Source organism: Tateyamaria armeniaca, from assembly GCF_045797845.1.
Classification (GTDB): domain Bacteria; phylum Pseudomonadota; class Alphaproteobacteria; order Rhodobacterales; family Rhodobacteraceae; genus Tateyamaria; species Tateyamaria armeniaca.
In genome coordinates, this window is the sequence record NZ_JBHDIY010000002.1 from 788,660 (window position 1) to 805,326 (window position 16,667).

General features: G+C 59.2%; 17 protein-coding genes, 1 tRNA gene and 2 pseudogenes. 14 read left to right on the forward strand and 6 right to left on the reverse strand.

Annotation, left to right across the window (positions count from 1 at the left end):
- The first annotated feature begins 101 nt into the window (after positions 1-101).
- Positions 102-944, forward strand: a complete 843-nt coding sequence (locus ACERZ8_RS03890; RefSeq protein ID WP_407590810.1) for a ParB/RepB/Spo0J family partition protein — start codon at positions 102-104, stop codon at positions 942-944.
- Between the two features lie 275 nt (positions 945-1,219).
- Here the strand turns inward: ACERZ8_RS03890 and ACERZ8_RS03895 are convergent, their stop codons facing one another.
- The 3 genes from ACERZ8_RS03895 to clpB all read right to left on the reverse strand — a co-directional run bounded on the left by ACERZ8_RS03895 (position 1,220) and on the right by clpB (position 6,198).
- Entirely contained in the window at positions 1,220-2,161 is a 942-nt protein-coding gene (locus ACERZ8_RS03895) for a retron St85 family RNA-directed DNA polymerase (RefSeq protein WP_407590812.1), read from the reverse strand.
- A 1-nt stretch (position 2,162) separates the two neighbouring features.
- Positions 2,163-3,065 (reverse strand): retron St85 family effector protein, encoded by a 903-nt coding sequence (locus ACERZ8_RS03900; RefSeq protein WP_407590814.1) that lies wholly within the window; start codon positions 3,063-3,065, stop codon positions 2,163-2,165.
- Positions 3,066-3,582: 517 nt separating this feature from the next.
- The gene (clpB, locus tag ACERZ8_RS03905; RefSeq protein WP_407590815.1) at positions 3,583-6,198 is read right to left on the reverse strand and encodes an ATP-dependent chaperone ClpB; all 2,616 of its coding nucleotides are present in this window, start codon (positions 6,196-6,198) and stop codon (positions 3,583-3,585) included.
- 452 nt (positions 6,199-6,650) lie between these two features.
- On the opposite strand from clpB, the gene ACERZ8_RS03910 reads away from it, so the two are divergent.
- Together ACERZ8_RS03910 and pyrF are read left to right on the forward strand one after the other, a co-directional pair.
- Positions 6,651-6,959, forward strand: coding sequence for an orotidine 5-phosphate decarboxylase (locus tag ACERZ8_RS03910; RefSeq protein WP_407590816.1), 309 nt, complete (start codon positions 6,651-6,653; stop codon positions 6,957-6,959).
- A 207-nt stretch (positions 6,960-7,166) separates the two neighbouring features.
- Positions 7,167-7,883, forward strand: a complete 717-nt coding sequence (gene pyrF / locus ACERZ8_RS03915; protein ID WP_407590817.1) for an orotidine-5'-phosphate decarboxylase — start codon at positions 7,167-7,169, stop codon at positions 7,881-7,883.
- Positions 7,884-8,098: 215 nt separating this feature from the next.
- On the opposite strand, the gene ACERZ8_RS03920 is transcribed toward pyrF, so the two are convergent.
- Entirely contained in the window at positions 8,099-8,569 is a 471-nt protein-coding gene (locus ACERZ8_RS03920) for an NUDIX hydrolase (protein WP_407590819.1), read from the reverse strand.
- A gap of 55 nt (positions 8,570-8,624) precedes the next feature.
- Between ACERZ8_RS03920 and ACERZ8_RS03925 the strand changes: the two are divergent.
- Positions 8,625-9,879 (forward strand): annotated as a pseudogene (locus ACERZ8_RS03925) (DNA polymerase IV).
- 1 nt (position 9,880) lies between these two features.
- On the opposite strand, the gene ACERZ8_RS03930 reads toward ACERZ8_RS03925, so the two are convergent.
- Positions 9,881-10,741 (reverse strand): N-formylglutamate amidohydrolase, encoded by an 861-nt coding sequence (locus ACERZ8_RS03930; RefSeq protein WP_407590820.1) that lies wholly within the window; start codon positions 10,739-10,741, stop codon positions 9,881-9,883.
- Between the two features lie 151 nt (positions 10,742-10,892).
- Between ACERZ8_RS03930 and ACERZ8_RS03935 the strand changes: the two genes are divergently transcribed.
- Positions 10,893-10,967: transfer RNA gene (locus ACERZ8_RS03935), tRNA-Val, on the forward strand.
- A gap of 111 nt (positions 10,968-11,078) precedes the next feature.
- Positions 11,079-11,204 carry a type B 50S ribosomal protein L36 gene (gene ykgO / locus ACERZ8_RS03940; RefSeq protein ID WP_005850168.1) on the forward strand — a complete coding sequence of 42 codons (126 nt, stop codon included), beginning with the start codon at positions 11,079-11,081 and terminating at the stop codon, positions 11,202-11,204.
- On the opposite strand, the gene ACERZ8_RS03945 is transcribed toward ykgO, so the two are convergent.
- On the reverse strand, positions 11,185-11,649 hold the full coding sequence (locus ACERZ8_RS03945) for a cupredoxin domain-containing protein (RefSeq protein WP_407590822.1): 465 nt from the start codon (positions 11,647-11,649) through the stop codon (positions 11,185-11,187). The two genes, ykgO and ACERZ8_RS03945, sit on opposite strands and share 20 nt — an antisense overlap.
- Positions 11,650-11,888: 239 nt before the next feature.
- Between ACERZ8_RS03945 and ACERZ8_RS03950 the strand changes: the two genes are divergently transcribed.
- The 8 genes and pseudogenes from ACERZ8_RS03950 to ACERZ8_RS03985 all read left to right on the forward strand — a co-directional run bounded on the left by ACERZ8_RS03950 (position 11,889) and on the right by ACERZ8_RS03985 (position 16,373).
- The gene (locus ACERZ8_RS03950; protein WP_407590823.1) at positions 11,889-12,041 is read left to right on the forward strand and encodes a hypothetical protein; all 153 of its coding nucleotides are present in this window, start codon (positions 11,889-11,891) and stop codon (positions 12,039-12,041) included.
- Positions 12,035-12,198: pseudogene (gene hemP / locus ACERZ8_RS03955) on the forward strand (hemin uptake protein HemP). The gene ACERZ8_RS03950 and the pseudogene hemP overlap by 7 nt, the downstream one beginning before the upstream one ends.
- Before the next feature lie 5 nt (positions 12,199-12,203).
- Positions 12,204-12,665 (forward strand): hypothetical protein, encoded by a 462-nt coding sequence (locus tag ACERZ8_RS03960; protein WP_407590824.1) that lies wholly within the window; start codon positions 12,204-12,206, stop codon positions 12,663-12,665.
- A 17-nt stretch (positions 12,666-12,682) separates the two neighbouring features.
- Entirely contained in the window at positions 12,683-13,951 is a 1,269-nt protein-coding gene (locus tag ACERZ8_RS03965; RefSeq protein WP_407590825.1) for an imelysin family protein, read from the forward strand.
- Between the two features lie 20 nt (positions 13,952-13,971).
- Positions 13,972-14,247, forward strand: coding sequence for a (2Fe-2S)-binding protein (locus tag ACERZ8_RS03970; RefSeq protein ID WP_407590826.1), 276 nt, complete (start codon positions 13,972-13,974; stop codon positions 14,245-14,247).
- On the forward strand, positions 14,222-14,707 hold the full coding sequence (gene bfr / locus ACERZ8_RS03975; RefSeq protein WP_407590827.1) for a bacterioferritin: 486 nt from the start codon (positions 14,222-14,224) through the stop codon (positions 14,705-14,707). Before ACERZ8_RS03970 ends, bfr begins: the two co-directional genes overlap by 26 nt.
- Positions 14,694-16,208: a di-heme oxidoreductase family protein gene (locus ACERZ8_RS03980; protein ID WP_407590828.1), complete on the forward strand. Its 1,515-nt coding sequence runs from the start codon at positions 14,694-14,696 to the stop codon at positions 16,206-16,208. Before bfr ends, ACERZ8_RS03980 begins: the two co-directional genes overlap by 14 nt.
- A complete protein-coding gene (locus ACERZ8_RS03985; protein ID WP_407590829.1) occupies positions 16,209-16,373 on the forward strand; it encodes a hypothetical protein in 165 nt (54 codons plus the stop codon).
- Positions 16,374-16,667: the final 294 nt, after the last annotated feature.

Consider the following 16,667-nt stretch of genomic DNA (forward strand, 5'->3'; position numbering starts at 1 on the left):
ACGGGGGGCCCCCAACCGCGCGCCCCGGCCCATCCACACGCAACACCACACAGCCTCGCGGCATACTGCGCCCAAACGCAGCAACAGCGCCGAGGCCACCCATGACACACACCCTCCACACCATCCCGCTCAGCGAAATCGACGAACACGCCCTCCCGCGCGACCGGGGCAGCATCGACCCCGAGGCGCAAAGCGAGCTCGAAATCTCCATCTTCACCACCGGCCTGCGCCAACCGATTGAGGTCTGGGAGCTGAGCACACCGGACAAGACCCACAAATACGGGCTCATCTCCGGCTACCGGCGCCTTTCGGCCGCCAAGGCGCTCAACCACGACACCATCCCCGCCTTCCTGCGGACACCCCGCGACATCTCCGACGCGCTCGCCACAATGGTCAGCGAAAACGAAATCCGCGCGCAAATCAGCCCATGGGAAAAGGGTGGGCTGATCCTCGACTGCCTCGCCTCCGAACTCTTCGACACCGAAGACGGGGCGATCAACGCCCTCTTCGGCACCCTGTCGCGCCAGAAAAAGGCGCGCCTGCGCAGCATCACCACGGCGGTGCAGGCCTTTGACGGCGCACTGACCAACCCCGAACTGCTCTCCATCGCCCGCATCGAACGGCTGGCGGCGGCACTGCGGGCGGGGTGGGAAGACCTGCTCTCAGACGCCCTGCGCACATCGCCCAGCGACACGCTCGAAGGGCAATGGGCCGCCCTCGAACCGGTCATCGACGAAGCGCTGAACCCAAGGCACAACGAATCCGCCCCCGGCACCCGCCGCGCACCCAAACGGTCGATCAAGTTCACACACGCCCTGCACATCCGCCGCGAACTCACCCGCTCCGGCTGGATCCTGCGATTTTCGGGGCCCGAGGCGAAAACCCCCGGCCTCATGGACGACGTCATGGACCACATCGAACGGTTGTTCAACGAAGAGCGCTAAGGCCCCACCAAGTCTTCACGGAGGCGCGCGATCTCACGCACCACCCCATCCCCCTCCCGTAAGGGCGGGGTTCCACCCCGCTTCAACGTAAGAAGTCAGAAAAACAAGCACCAGATTTATGCACCATGGGTTGCAAATCGGTCAAACGGGATGTCCGCAGCCAGCCCGAAGCGGACGTGGAGTTTCGTCAGGTCGGACGGAAAAGTGGAATTTCGCTGCTGCGGCTGCCGATGCCTGGAAAGCTCGCGTTTCGAAGTGGCGCATCGTCCTTGATACTAAAAAAACGCCGCCGGAAAATCTGGATCAACACTTCGCAGAAGATCGATCCGTGTTTTTCCATACTTCTCAATGAGGCGTGCCTCAAATTCAGGCTCTATGTCAATCGCGAACGAGAACAAGCCTCGCAAATAAAAGAAACTTTTAGGATCAATTTCCCCCTTAACCCAATGATGGATCAATGCCTTAACTTCCCTTTTCCTTTCTCTACCAATCGACAGGGTGTGCTGCGGAGTGATGACTACCCCTGTTATCACTCTCCGATATTTCTTTGAAAGATACGCAGTTTTCTGGTGATTTAGCCTCAGTCGTATGTGTGGAATTCCTCGCTTATTCTGGACGATGACTTTCTCAAGCCCGTCAAGCTGCCCGGGTTCGTACGAAGAAACGAACAGGTCATCAGCGTACCGTGTATACACCAGCCCTTTCGCATGGCATTCCTCGTGCATACGACGGTCAAACTCGAACATCATGGCGTTTGTAATCGCTGGCGAACTTGGCGCACCAATCGTTAACCTACCGTTTCGGCAAACGATATTACCTATGAATTCCAAATCCCGTTCAGAAAGCTCGATGCCGACAGCTTGTGCCTGTTTACTTATATATTGGACTACCCGCGCCTGAGAGAACGAAGGGAAGAAGCTTGCAAAGTCATAGCGGTTAGTAAACTTCGTTTTACGGTGACGCTCAGCATTTAATCTGATTCCTGTGCCTTTCCGATAAGCGGTTGCAGATTCGTGTAAGGGAAAACGGCCAATAAGCGCCTGCACAATCCAACGTTGGATGGCTTTGAGTTCTCGGCTGGGGTGCTCAATTACCCTTTCACCGCCCGTCCGTTTGGGAATGGTATAGACCTTGTAGCGGCGACTCGCGCTTTCCGACAAACTCAGCAGTTTGGCTTCTGGTATTTTGGCCGTTCTGCTTAGGAGTTCGATCAACATATCAAATTCCCACCAAGGCGATAAACTCAGGGTCCGCACCGAGATAAATAGTTGAGATGTCGACCATCAGAACATCTCGTTCGGTTTTCGCGCCATCTTTAATTTTTAGGATCAGATTTTCCGTGCCACTCGGTTTGAGATGACCGTAGTCACCGACCTCAACCAAACGTCCTGAGCCTACAAGTATGGATACAATCTGCTTTGTTTTCGAGGGCGCAATATGACCTGAGAAAAGCCCCTTTAGGACCGCTTCGATGTCTTCAACTGTAGCGATTCCAAGCATTGAAACGAGCATTTGTATGATCGCAAAGAGCTCAAAGCTATCCATCTCCGCGAATGCCATGATCTTTAGTGTTCGCCGCGTCGGATGAAGTGGTGCTCTGTCAATCAGGCGTTGAGAAACAAGATTGAAGTCCGGATGGCTATAGTCAAACTGTATATTCGGCTGGAAAATCGACACATCCGCAATCTTCTTTGCGGGCCCGATTGAAATAAAGCTGTCCTTCGTCAAATGAGTGGCGTTGATTACAAGTAGTATCTTCGCCGCTATTTCTGGAATAGCTGAGAAATATCCAGTCTCCGCGAGAGAGCCCGGAGCTTCGGGGAAGATCACAATGGAATGCGAGAGCTTTCCTATCAGTTCTTCAAATGTAGTAATGTCAAAGGGTTCATTGTCGCCTAGCGTCCAGTATTTGCGCATAGCAAATTCGGGTTCGAAAAACTCATAACCCGGCAACAGTTCATCAAACTCGCTTTGGAACTTGCGCCGCATATCTGTTGGTTCACTGCCACCACAGACAAATACAATGTTACTCTGCCTTGGAATCGTGAAACCATTCCTGAAAAGGTCGTAGAGCCCCTTGCGCAGTGACTTATGATCATCACTGCGCAAGGGGTGGTCCATTTACATTCTCTTACTTAAGCGTCCGACTTCGAATGGTTTTGTCGGCGCCGAGGCGAAGACCGGGGCCGACAAAACCATTCGAAGTCGGCGCCCAATGTCGTTCAATCAAATTCAGCCTGGCAAATCACCCGGCATAGAGCGTTTCGGCAAAACACCCAGCTAAGAGCACTACGAACGTACCAGTTTCTCGGACAATGGCAATAGAGCGAGAAGGCAGAAATCCGTGCATACCGGGAGCAAAGCTGACATACGATGAGACTATCACGAAAGGCAGGTTTGGGCCGTCTGGACGACTTTGCAAAGTCCGCTTTCTGCGCACAGCCGATGTCTGAGTCGAACGCAAAGCGCTAAATCCCTTGCATATCCTTGGCGAAAACCCCCTCCAAACAGCACCCCTCTCCAACCCCCAAACCTTAACAAACCGTAAAACCGCCTCTGTAACCCATTGAAGTATATGGGGCAGGTGGGTGTCCCAGCGTGGGACACCCCCGATCCGCCCACATCCGGGGCCCATCTATCAGTGCACGACCGCATCATCCGGGCGGGGCCGGTTCGAGGCGCTGATCCGGTCCCCGATGATCAATCCCTCGGGACCCGCAGACACCTCGACCGTGTCCCCGTCCGTCACATCCCCGGCCAGCAGCATCTCTGCCAGCGGGTTCTGAAGCGCCGACTGGATCACCCGTTTCAGGGGCCGCGCCCCAAACACCGGGTCATACCCCTCATCCGCCAGCCAGGTCCGCGCCCCCTCATCCAGAGACAGCGTGATCTTGCGCGCCGCCAGCCGTTTCAAGAGCCGCGCCATCTGGATCGTCACGATGCCATCCATGTCCGCGCGCGCCAGGCGGTCAAAGATGATCGTCTCATCCAGACGGTTCAGGAACTCGGGCCGGAAATGGCTGCGCACCGCATCCATCACATCCCGCCGCGCCGCCGACGCATCCGCCCCGTCCGGCAACTGGCTGAGCGCCTGCGCCCCAAGGTTGGACGTCAGGATGATCAGCGTCTGCTTGAAGTCCACAGTCCGCCCCTGCCCGTCGGTCAGCATGCCATCGTCCAGAACCTGCAAGAGCACGTTGAACACGTCCGGATGCGCCTTTTCGACCTCGTCGAACAGGACAACCTGATACGGTCGTCGCCGCACCGCTTCGGTCAGCGCGCCGCCCTCGTCATAACCGACATAGCCCGGAGGGGCGCCGATCAGTCGCGCCACGGCGTGCTTTTCCATGTATTCCGACATGTCGATGCGGACCATCGCGTGCTCATCATCAAACAGGAACTCGGCAACCGCCTTGGTCAGCTCGGTCTTGCCGACACCGGTGGGTCCGAGAAACAGGAACGAGCCCAAGGGGCGGTTCTCGTCATTCAGCCCGGCCCGCGCACGACGCACCGAGTTGGCGACGGCCCGCACTGCGTTTTCCTGCCCGATCACGCGCGCATGCAGCTGATCCTCCATGCGCAGCAGCTTGTCGCGCTCGCCTTCCAGCATCTTGGACGTCGGAATGCCGGTCCACCGCTCGACCACGCTGGCGATCTGTTCGGGGCGCACTGCTTCGGCCACCATCGCATCGTTCTCGGCACCTTCAGCCTCGGCCAGCTTGCGCTCGAGCTCGGGGATCACGCCATAAGACAACTCACCCGCGCGACCGAGGTTGCCCTCGCGCTTGGCGATGTCGAGCGCGGCACGCGCTTGATCCAATTGCTCTTTCAGATCACGGGCCGAAGCCAGCTTGTCACGCTCGCCCTGCCACTGTGCCGTCATCTCCGAACTGCGTTCCTGCAACTCGGCCAGATCCTTTTCCAACGTCTCAAGACGATCCTTGGACGCGGTGTCATCCTCAAGGCGCAGCGCCTCGACCTCAATCTGCATCTGAAGGATCTGACGGTCCAGCGCGTCCAGCTCTTCGGGCTTGGAATCCACCTCCATCCGCAGACGGCTGGCGGCCTCATCCATCAGGTCGATGGCCTTGTCCGGCAAAAACCGGTCCGTGATGTAACGGTGGCTAAGCGTCGCCGCAGTGACCAACGCGCTGTCCGAAATACGGACACCGTGGTGGAGTTCGTACTTTTCCTTGATGCCGCGCAGGATGCTGACCGTGTCTTCGACAGTTGGTTCCTCAATCATCACGGGCTGGAAACGACGGGCAAGGGCCGCGTCCTTTTCCACGTATTTGCGATATTCATTGAGGGTCGTTGCCCCAACGCAATGCAATTCACCGCGCGCAAGGGCAGGCTTGATCAGGTTGGCCGCATCCATCGCGCCCTCTGACGCACCAGCACCCACAAGGGTATGCATCTCGTCGATGAACAGGATGATTTCGCCAGCAGCATCGGTGACTTCATTCAATACGGCCTTCAACCGCTCCTCGAATTCACCGCGATACTTCGCACCAGCGATCAAGGCACCCATGTCGAGGGCCAAAAGGCGTTTGTTGCGCAAGGATTCAGGCACGTCCCCGTTCACGATGCGCAGGGCAAGCCCTTCGGCAATCGCGGTCTTACCCACGCCGGGTTCACCGATCAGCACCGGGTTGTTCTTGGTCCGGCGGCTCAGCACCTGCATGGCACGGCGAATTTCCTCGTCTCGGCCAATGATCGGGTCGATCTTGCCTGCTTCGGCACGCTCGGTCAGGTCCATCGCGTATTTCTTCAGCGCGTCATAGCCCTCTTCGGCACTTGCCGTGTCAGCCGTCCGTCCCTTGCGAATGTCGTTGACGGCAGAATTCAGCGCCTGCGGGTTCACCTTGCCCGCCTCAAGCGCATCCTTGGCACCGGATTTCACCATGCCCAGCGCCATCAGGACACGTTCCACAGGTACAAAGCTGTCGCCCGCCTTCTTGGCCAGCGCTTCGGCCTCGGCCAGCACCTTGCCGGTGGCCTGATCCAGATAGACCTGTGCGGCATCGCCCGTCACCTTGGGCATCTTGGCCAGCGTCTGATCCACATGGGTCAGCACACGGCCCGGATCACCGCCTGCGCGTGTGATCAGATTTGCAGCGAGCCCCTGATCATCATCCATCAGGGCCTTCAAAAGATGTTCGGGGGTCAGTCTTTGGTGGCTGTCGCGTGTTGCGATGGTCTGTGCGGCCTGCACGAACCCGCGCGACCGCTCCGTGAACTTGCTCAAGTCCATGGTCATTCTCCTTTTGCACAGCGCCCGATTGTCCTGCGCCCTCAAAGAGGCACGCCGAAGGTATGGGCCTACGAGACTAAAGATGGGTATACGACAGGCAGGTCGCAAGAGCGTGATCGCAGCAAATCTACCCTGGCGACACTGCGTATCCTTTGACGTAACCGGGGCGTGTATTGGCCATGTGGCTCGGCCACCCGCATAGTTATTCCCTTGATATGAATGCGTTTTTCGGCGGAATTTTGCCGATATCACGATGCGGGCGTATGGATTTTCGAAAACCACATACGTTAACGAAATATTAATACTTTCAATTGGTTAACCGCAGCCAATCAGACACTTGCTCTTAGGCCCACAGCTTCGTGACTCAGCGTCACACCCCACTGGTCTTTAAAACCAGACGGAAGCGTCCACATAGTTATCCACAAGAGCAGAAACCAAAAACAGGTGTCAAAATGCATACAGTTCCGTTGCAACTTAACGATGTCATCTACAACGCAGCCAACCAGACATTCGAAGCATTGGTGTCGGTTCATGACGCGTCTGGAGCTCGTCGCTATGCCTGCGCTATCGACGCGCCCATCGATATGGAATTCAAAGATGCCGCCAAGGGTCTGTCCAAGCAGGCCCTGCGTCGTCACAAGCGGGGTCAGACAGACTCCTTCATTGAATCGTTCGCGCCCCACACGCGGTCGGCACGGATTGGCAATGCACGCTCGTATCGCCGCGAGGCCACACAGCAAGACCTGCCGCGCGCAGCATAAAACGCGAATTCTCTGACGCACACGGCTCAGTTTCCACCCTCCCTCGGGACTGCGCCACATCGTCAGAGCATTCCCGCGGTCGTCGGACAGCTTCGACAACCCGGTAAAACGCCCGGATGCATCCCCCTGCATCCGGGCGTTTTTCATTTGTGGATTTTGCATCATACCTGCCGTATGACCCCTGAAATCAACCAAAGGGGCAGCGGAATGGCGGATGACAGATTGATCGTGGCGATGGACGTGCCAAATGCCATCGCGGGCCTTGAACTGGCCGAGGCCCTTGGCGACAGCGTCAGCTTTTACAAGATCGGGCTGGGGATGCTGACCGGGGGCGGTCTGGCGCTGGCCAACGAGCTGAAACAGGAACATGGCAAGCGTATCTTTCTAGACATGAAACTGTTCGACATCGGCGCGACGGTCGAAGCGGCCGTGCGCGGGCTGGCCCAGTTCGACCTCGACTTTCTGACAGTGCACGGTGACCCCCACGTGGTGCGTGCCGCCAAAGAGGGGGCGGCGGGTTCATCCCTCAGGATTCTGGCCGTGACGATCCTGACATCTCTGGATCGCAACGACCTTGACGATTGCATGATCAAAACCGGTGACCTGGGCGATCTGGTGCCGGAACGGGCCGCGCGCGCCTTTGAGGCGGGCGCTGATGGTGTCATCGCCTCCCCGCACGAAGCCGTCGCCATCCGCGCCCTGCCTGAGTCGCGGGATCGGCTGATCGTCACCCCCGGAGTCCGTCCGGCAGGGGCGGAAAAAGGCGATCAGAAACGCGTCGCCACCCCTGCAAATGCCATTGCAAACGGGGTTGACCACATTGTTGTGGGCCGTCCGATCTGGCGCGCCGCACATCCGAAAACCGCCGCAACCAGCATTCTGGCAGAGATGGCGAGCCCACAGGCCCACAGCCCAAATCGCTGACACAAAAGACAAAATCGGGATTGTTCTAAGACATACCGACACAGAATCAGGCGCTGATTTTTTAATCAACAGATTGTGCCTTGGGGGCAACATGCCACTCTATATCGCAGGGTATGGATTTCATGACTGTGCCAACTCGCCTTCAGGTGGTAAGTTGACCCTAGGTGATACTCCCCGACGAACCGTTTCTTCCTGAGGTTCGTCACCTCCCCCGCTCACGTGCGGGGGGTTCTTTTGAGGGGTACTTGCTCTGCCCTCCGATCAACATGTTCCGATGCGACACCGGCCAGATAGTCGCCCAGCCGTGGTTTGAACTGGGGCACTACGGTGTCGTGGGCGACGAAGGTGTCAACTGACATCAACGCCCATCCCTGCCCCTCGTCCCCCAGCACGATCTGCGCCTCGACCGCGGCGGCAACATGGGCGGCAAAGAACCACGACACATCCCCGCTGGATGTCCCATAGGCACGTCCCCACGTGATCTGATGCGGGTCAAGGGCAAGGCTCAGCTCCTCACGGGTTTCGCGCAACACGCATTGCAGTGGTGTTTCGCCCGGTTCGATCCCGCCACCGGGAAGATCCCAGTATCCGGCCCACAGCAAACCGGGTGTGTCGTCGCGCTGCAGCGTGGCCAGACGGTCACCGACAAACAGTGCCAGTTTCGCCCCGATCACGCGTCCCGCCATGTTCAATCCCCGTCTCAAGCGCTACACTTGCCAGCACTAGCCACAAAGCCCGCCCATGCCCAGTCTCTGCCGCGAATGCCTTACCGATTTTGACTCCGCCGCGCGTTGCCCCGCCTGCGGCAGCCCCCGTATCGTGTCCCATCCCGAACTGTTCGATCTGAGCATCGCACACATGGATTGCGACGCGTTCTACGCCTCGGTGGAAAAGCGGGACGATCCAAGCCTTGAAGGCAAACCGGTCATCATCGGTGGCGGGCGGCGCGGCGTGGTGTCTACCGCCTGCTACGTGGCACGCATTCGCGGCGTGCGCTCGGCCATGCCCATGTTTCAGGCGCTCAAACTCTGCCCCGAGGCGGTGATCATCAAGCCCCGGATGGACGCCTATGTCGACGCCTCGCGCGCCATCCGCGCCATGATGGAAGAGATGACGCCGGCCATCGAGCCCCTGTCACTGGACGAGGCGTTTCTCGACCTCTCCGGCACCGCCCGCCTGCACGGCGCACCGCCCGCAGTGATGCTGGCCCGTCTGATCAAGCGGATGCGAGAGGAACTTGGCCTGACCGGTTCCATTGGCCTCAGCCACAACAAATTCCTCGCCAAAGTCGCCTCCGATCTCGAAAAACCGCATGGGTTTTCGGTGATTGGCAAGGGGGACACAGACGCGTTCCTGCGCGACAAGCCGGTGCGCCTGATCTGGGGCATTGGCCCTGCGGCACAGGCCTCGCTCGACAAGGCCGGGATTCTGCACCTTTTCCGATCTGCTGCGCTGGGATCAGACCGATCTGATCGCGCGGTTCGGGTCGATGGGCGACCGGCTCTGGCATCTGGCGCGCGGGCAGGACAAGCGCCGCGTGTCGCGCGATGCTCCGATGAAATCGATCAGCAACGAAACCACCTTTCACGACGACACGAACGATCCCGACATCCTTGACGGGCACCTGTGGCGCATGGCCGAAAAAGTGTCGGACCGGGCCAAGGCCAAGGGGTTGGCGGGGCGCGTGGTGACGCTGAAACTCAAGCGGCACGACCACACATCCCTGACCCGCCGTGTGTCCTTGCGCGATCCGGCGCAACTGGCTGACACGGTTTATCGCATTGCGCGCGGGCTGTTCGATCAGGTCGGGGATGAGGGGCCCTATCGCCTTCTGGGCTGTGGCCTGAGCGATCTGTGCAACGAGGATGAGGCCGAAGTTTCCGGCGATCTGCTGGATCCCGAGGCGCGCAAACGCGGGCAGGCCGAACGGGCCGCAGACGCGATCCGGGATCGGTTCGGACATGATGCGATCCTGAAAGGGCGCGCGCTGCGCTAGATCATTCCGCCGCCAGCGGCACCCGCATCTGGCCAATCTCGGCAATCTCGGCGATCACGGACTGCAGCCGCGTGCGCAGGGACTCAAAGCTGCCATTTGGTTTGATCAGCCGTTCGTCCATGTAAAGGGACCGGTCAATCTCGACCTGGATGGCGTGCTGGTTGCGCGACGGACGGCCATAGGCCTGCGTGATATAGGCCCCGGCAAAGGGCGCGTTGCGCGCCACGGTGAACCCGGCAGCGGCAAACGCCGCCTCGACATGATCCATCACATCGCCGCCCGCCGCAGCCCCGAACCGGTCACCCAGAACCACATCCGGGCGGGCCATACCGCCGCGTGCAATGCCATCCATCGCCTCATGCGGCATCGAATGGCAATCGATCAAAATCGCCTGCCCATGGTGCTGATGGGCACCATCCAGCAGCTTTTGCAGCATGTGGTGATAGGGGCGCCAATAAAGATCGATGCGACGATCCGCTTCGGCGCGGGTCAGTTTGCCTCGATAAATGGCGCGCCCATTGGCCACCACACGGGGGATGACGCCGAGGCCGCTGGCAATGCGCGGATTGTGCCCCTGTCGCCGGACCCCTTCGATCAGGCCCGGGTCCAACTCGTCCGCGCTGCGATTGAGGTCGATATAAGCGCGCGGCGCGCCCGCCTTGAGCAGTGGGGCACCCAGACGCGGTGCTGATGCAAACAACTGATCGACAAACGCATCCTCGGACGAACGCACTGTCATCTCGTCCAGAACTGTCTTGCGCAGAAAGCTCCACGGGTAGTCGCGCCCGGAATGGGGCGACGCGAAAACGACGCAACTTGTGCGACGCTCCGGGTGGACGACTTCGTAGGCGACTTTCGGCATGTGGCCTCCTCTTGTCGACCAACATAGCCTATCCAAGTCCAAAGCCAAAAGCCCTTGATCCCGGGATCGACTCCTTTTATAGCCCCCCTACCCGGCGCGGATTTCCGCGCCCGCTTTTATTGTGGGCCGTAAAAATGCGCAGGGGCAACGTGGGGGATTAGCTCAGCGGTAGAGCACTTCGTTGACATCGAAGGGGTCACAAGTTCGATCCTTGTATCTCCCACCACCGCATTCCGCCAGACGGGCCTTCCCGCCCCACGGCACCTACACCGGCGCGTCTCGTGCCAAAACGCAACCCGGCGCTGCTTCGCGCCATTGATAATGAGGAAGAAGCGCCATGAAGGTTCGCAACTCGCTCCGTTCGCTCAAGAACCGGCACCGTGATTGCCGCGTTGTGCGTCGCAAAGGCCGCGTATACGTCATCAACAAGACGCAACGCCGGTTCAAAGCCCGCCAGGGCTAAGGTCCAAGCGATAGAAGTCGAAAAAGCCGTTCCGGGATCCGGGGCGGCTTTTTTCGTTGGCGGGACGTTGTTGCGTGGGCGAGTGTCGGTGAGCGGTCAGTGTAGCGGAGCATAGTTGGCGTTCGCCACGGCTGGACGCGGCCATGTGGCCTATGTCCATGGGGGTGAATGTCACGCTGTCGCCGGGATCAGTGCCAGGCAGCGCAGATTCAAAGCAGTTCACCACATTGCATTGGCGTCGTTGCGATTGACGTTGAGGATCAGATCGTCTTTCCAGCCAACGATTTTGTCGAATGGATTCCATCGGTTGGGGGGCGACCGCATACATCATGCGGCCCTCACCCGGAATGATCGTGTCCGGCATTTCAGACAGCGTCACTTCGCACCCGGCGATATTACTCAGTGTCACGGCTTCAGCAGATGCATCAGGGGCTGATGCGATCATGGTCGCACTGACTGCTATGGCAAATGCGAAACCATGCACACGTTTCGTGTGGAACGCGGGCTTCTTTCAAGTGTGCGGTGGCGGAAACCGGCCACATTGATGTGATCTCTCAATATCTGACCAAAATAGTCAATTACTCTGTTGCTTTTTCTGACTGTTTCACTCAGTTTATTGTCACAGCCAGCCGGAACTGAGTCTTAGGCAAGCCAATCACCCGACATCCTGAAGGGAGTTGGACCATGCAATTTGCCAATGACGATGCGGCGCTGTGCCGACACGAATTGAACGAAACCCTCTATGCGGCGGTGTCTATGTGCCTGCCACAGCTGTTCAATCTGGAATGGCTGATCGATCGGGCCGAGCATGGTGAGTGGAGCGGGCTATGGTGGTAAACGTCGCCCGCGAAGCCACCGAACGACCCGAAGACAGGTTGCCGATCTACGAGGCAACGGATCTGACCAAGGGGGTGAACTGGCCCGGATCAAGCTGGACGACCAGATTTACACGCTCCGCATCACGCGGGCCAGCAAGCTGATACTCACCAAATGAATGCGATGACCCCACCACACCGTGGCGGTGCGCCCGTCGGCTTTGTCAGTGAACTGGGCCCGATCGAGGCCGGAGCGGTTCTGTACCTTCGGCTTTGGTGCGAAGACGCGGATGCCCGCACAGCCGTCTGGAATGACTTGGCCACCGCTCTTGGACCGGCACACGGACGCAAGGCTCTCAAGTCCTTCGAGACGTTGTGCGACCTGTGCGTCCGGCACGGGCGACGCCCACTCATGCGCCATCACGTGACCTGCAAGTGTCTCGGCGCGGACGAATCCTGTTTTGCGAATTTTGTAGGCTATGCCGCCGAGGGCGCGCGCGAGGACGCATTGCTGATCGCAACAACCATCGTACGCCCGGACATCGCACCCTGTCTTGTCGGGGTCGCGCAGGACTTTGGTCTGGCGCTCAAACGGATGGCCCTCAAGGCCCGACTGCCACTCGAAACACCGACAACGCTTCACTGATCAAAGGACTGAACCAAATGCGAACGCTAACCCTTGCCACGAGTGCTGCCGTACTGTGCTTCGGCACCGCCGCCATGGCGGACAAACAAGCCAGCAAAGCGGCTGTGCTTGAAACGTACGCAAACATCGCAGAAGCAAAATATTCCGACAGCCTCAGTGCCGCGCAACGTCTTGCGATCGCCATCGACACACTCGTGAACGCTCCGTCGGCGCAAGCCTTGCAGGCGGCAAAATCCGCGTGGCTGGCCGCGCGCGTACCTTATCAACAAACCGAGGTGTTCCGCTTTGGCAACGCCATCGTCGATGATTGGGAAGGCCGCGTGAATGCCTGGCCACTGGATGAGGGTCTGATCGACTACGTGGACGCCTCTTATGGCGGGCCGACGGACGAAAACGAAGCGGCGGTGCTGAACGTGATTGCGAATACCAGCTTCACGCTCTCTGGCGAGACGGTTGATGCCTCAACAATCACGCCCGCGCTTTTGCAAGAAACGCTGCAAGAGGCTGATGGAATCGAGGCCAATGTCGCCACCGGCTATCACGCCATCGAGTTCCTTTTGTGGGGCCAGGACCTGAACGGCCATGGCGCAGGCGCGGGCAACCGGCCCTGGACAGACTATGCCGCGGGCGATGCCTGCACCAACGGCAATTGTGAGCGTCGCAGCGCTTATCTGACAGCCGCAACCGACTTGCTGTTGTCGGATCTTGAATGGATCACGGCCCAATGGGCAGACGGCGGCGACGCCCGTGCCAATGTCATGGCGGACGAAGATGCCGGAATCGCGGCCATCCTGACCGGCATGGGGTCGCTGTCTTATGGCGAAACCGCAGGGGAACGGATGCGCCTCGGCGTGATGCTCAATGACCCCGAAGAAGAGCATTCCTGCTTTGCCGACAACACCCATAACGATCACTACTACAACGGTATCGGCATCCGTTCCGTCTATCTGGGCAGCTACACCGGGATCGACGGTCGGGTGATCCAAGGCCCGTCCCTGTCCGATCTTGTTGCGGCCACCGATGCTGATCTTGACGCCGAGATGCGGGCGAAATTGTCTGCCGCAATCCTCGCGCTTGGCCGGATCAAAACCGCCGCCGAGGCAGGGTTCAGCTATGACATGATGCTGGAGCGTGGCAACGCGGCGGGTGAGGCTCTGATCATGGGCGGCGTGAACGGGCTGATCGACCAGACCCGCAGCATCGAACGCGTGGTCGCGGCCCTTGGTACGTCCATCGAGGTCGAAGGGTCCGACAGCCTCGACGATCCCGAAGCCGTGTTCCAGTAAGACAGCAGGGGTCCGCCGTCATGATCATCTGCCATTGCCAGACGATTTCTGATTACGACATACACGCCGCAATCGACTGGATGCGGGCGGCGGACCCCGACACCCTTATCACCCCCGGCAAAGTCTACCGCGCTTTGGGCAAGGCCGCTGAGTGCGGCGGCTGCGTCCCGCTGTTTCTCGAAACGATGCGCGCGAACCCGAACCTGCCCATCACCCAAGACATCCCCATGCACCTCTGCACCCTGCGCGGAGCAACACAGGAAAAACCCAATGAACGGCGACAAAAAAGTTATTGAATACCTCAACGATGCCCTGCGCAGCGAACTCACGGCCGTCAACCAGTACTGGCTGCACTTCAGAATGCAGGAGGATTGGGGTCTGGGCCATATGGCCAAGAAATCCCGCGAGGAAAGCATCGAAGAGATGCACCACGCAGACAAAATCATCGCCCGCATCCTGTTTCTGGGCGGCCACCCGAACCTGCAAAAGCTGGATCCGCTGCGGATCGGCCAGACCCCCAAGGAGACGCTTGAATGCGATCTGGCTGCAGAGCACGGCGCGCGGGACCTTTATACCCACGCCTACAAGCATTGCGACAGCGTCGGTGATTTTGTCACCAAGGGAATTTTCGAAGAATTGCTGAACGACGAAGAAGGGCACATCGACTTTCTTGAGACACAACTCGATCTGGTGGCCAAACTCGGTGAAGAAAAATATGCACAGCTCAATGCCTCGAAAATGGATGAAGCCGGGTAAGCTTGGCCTTGTTGTATTGTGCGTCGGGTCTGCCGGGTTGGCGGGCCCACTGGACGAGCCGCACCTGAACATCGTGCCCCGAACGCAAGCCGAAGCCGCGCGGATCGCCGCAGCCACGGCCCTGGCGACAGAGTTCGACCGACCGCAGGCCTTCGAAGCAAAGTCCGCCGGGGCCGCCACGGTGCGCGCGACGTCGAACTCTGATGCGTTTTCCCGGCCCTCCGGCAACATCACTTTCGAGGACCAACTGACCTTCAGAGTCGGCAATGGGCTTTTCCGCAAGCTCTGGGTGTCTTCGCCCTCCTCCACTCTGGCCTCCGACGGGTTGGGGCCGCTTTACAACGCGCGGTCCTGCCAGCGCTGCCATATCAAGGACGGGCGCGGGCACCCGCCGGAAGGGCCTAAGGACAATGCCATTTCCATGTTCCTGCGTGTCTCGATCCCCGGCGGGCCGAACGACGCAGTTTCTGACATCAAAGGCTACCTCGCCACCCTGCCCGAACCAACCTACGGCACCCAGTTGCAGGATTTCAGCGTGGCCGGGCATCCGGCGGAATACCGGCTTCAGATCGACTATGAGGAGATCAAAGTGCCGCTGTCGGGCGGCGAGGTCGCATCGCTGCGCAAGCCGACGTACACCGCCGCTGATCTCGGCTATGGGCCACTGCACGCTCAGGCCATGCTCAGCCCGCGCGTCGCACCGCAAATGATCGGCCTTGGTCTGCTCGAAGCCATTCCCGCATCCGACATTCTGGCACTGGCTGACCCCGAAGATGCGGATGGGGATGGTATCTCGGGTCGGCCAAACATCGTGTGGTCTGTCGAATTCGGCCAGCCGATGCTGGGCCGTTTTGGTCTGAAGGCAGGCAATCCCACCATTCGGGAACAAAGCGCCTCGGCCTTCGCAGGCGACATCGGCATTTCCAACCCTCTCTTTCCCGCAGCGGCGGGCGAATGCACCGACCTGCAGGCTGAGTGCAAGGCCGCACCGCACGGAGATGGCGACAACCGGGTCTTTGAAATCGACGCCGGGGGTCTTGATCTTGTGACCTTCTACAGTCGTAATCTGGGCGTGCCTGCCCGGCGAAACGTGGACGATCCGACAGTGCTGCGCGGCAAAGAGGTGTTCTATGCAACCCGGTGCACCGCCTGTCACCAACCCGCTTTCGTCACACACCGGCTCGCGGATCGGCCCGAGCAAAGCTTTCAGCTGATCTGGCCCTACACAGATATGCTGCTGCACGACATGGGCCCCGGCCTGGCCGACAACCGCCCTGAGGCGCGCGCGACTGGAACGGAATGGCGCACGCCGCCACTTTGGGGGATCGGCCTGACGGCTCAGGTCTCTGGCCACACGTATTTCCTGCACGATGGTCGCGCGCGGTCTTTGCTGGAAGCCATCCTGTGGCATGGCGGCGAAGCGCAGAACCAGCGCGATGCTGTCGTGGACATGGACCCGGTGGATCGTGACGCCTTGATCGCATTTCTGGAAAGCCTTTAGATGCGTATCCTGTCCCTGATCCTTACAGCCCTGCTAGTTGTGCGCGCTGCTGCGCGGATCGACACCGAAAACTCTTGCGCCACGGGCCTCGCGACAGACTCCAAGCGTGGGAGTGTTGCAAGTCCTCACCTGATGAAGTGGCACAACCACCCGATCGCCTTGTGACATGTTCCTGCCATCGCTGGCTTTAACCACCGTTGAGCAACAGATGATGCAGCCGCAGCGCGCCGCGACGGCGAATTTGAAGTGAATGGGATGCCGGGGCCAAAGACTTTGCCCTGATAGGTTTAAAGGCGCTTTGCGGATCCCGAACTCCTGCGCATTGGGATCGCTCCATAGCCGTCAGCCTTGAAAATGGCGGCAGATTTGTCCAAGCTCATTCAAACTTAAGATACTTTGAATAAATCAGTTTAGCTTTTTCGTTTAACACCGCATCGCCGTTGCTGATTTGAGTACTTA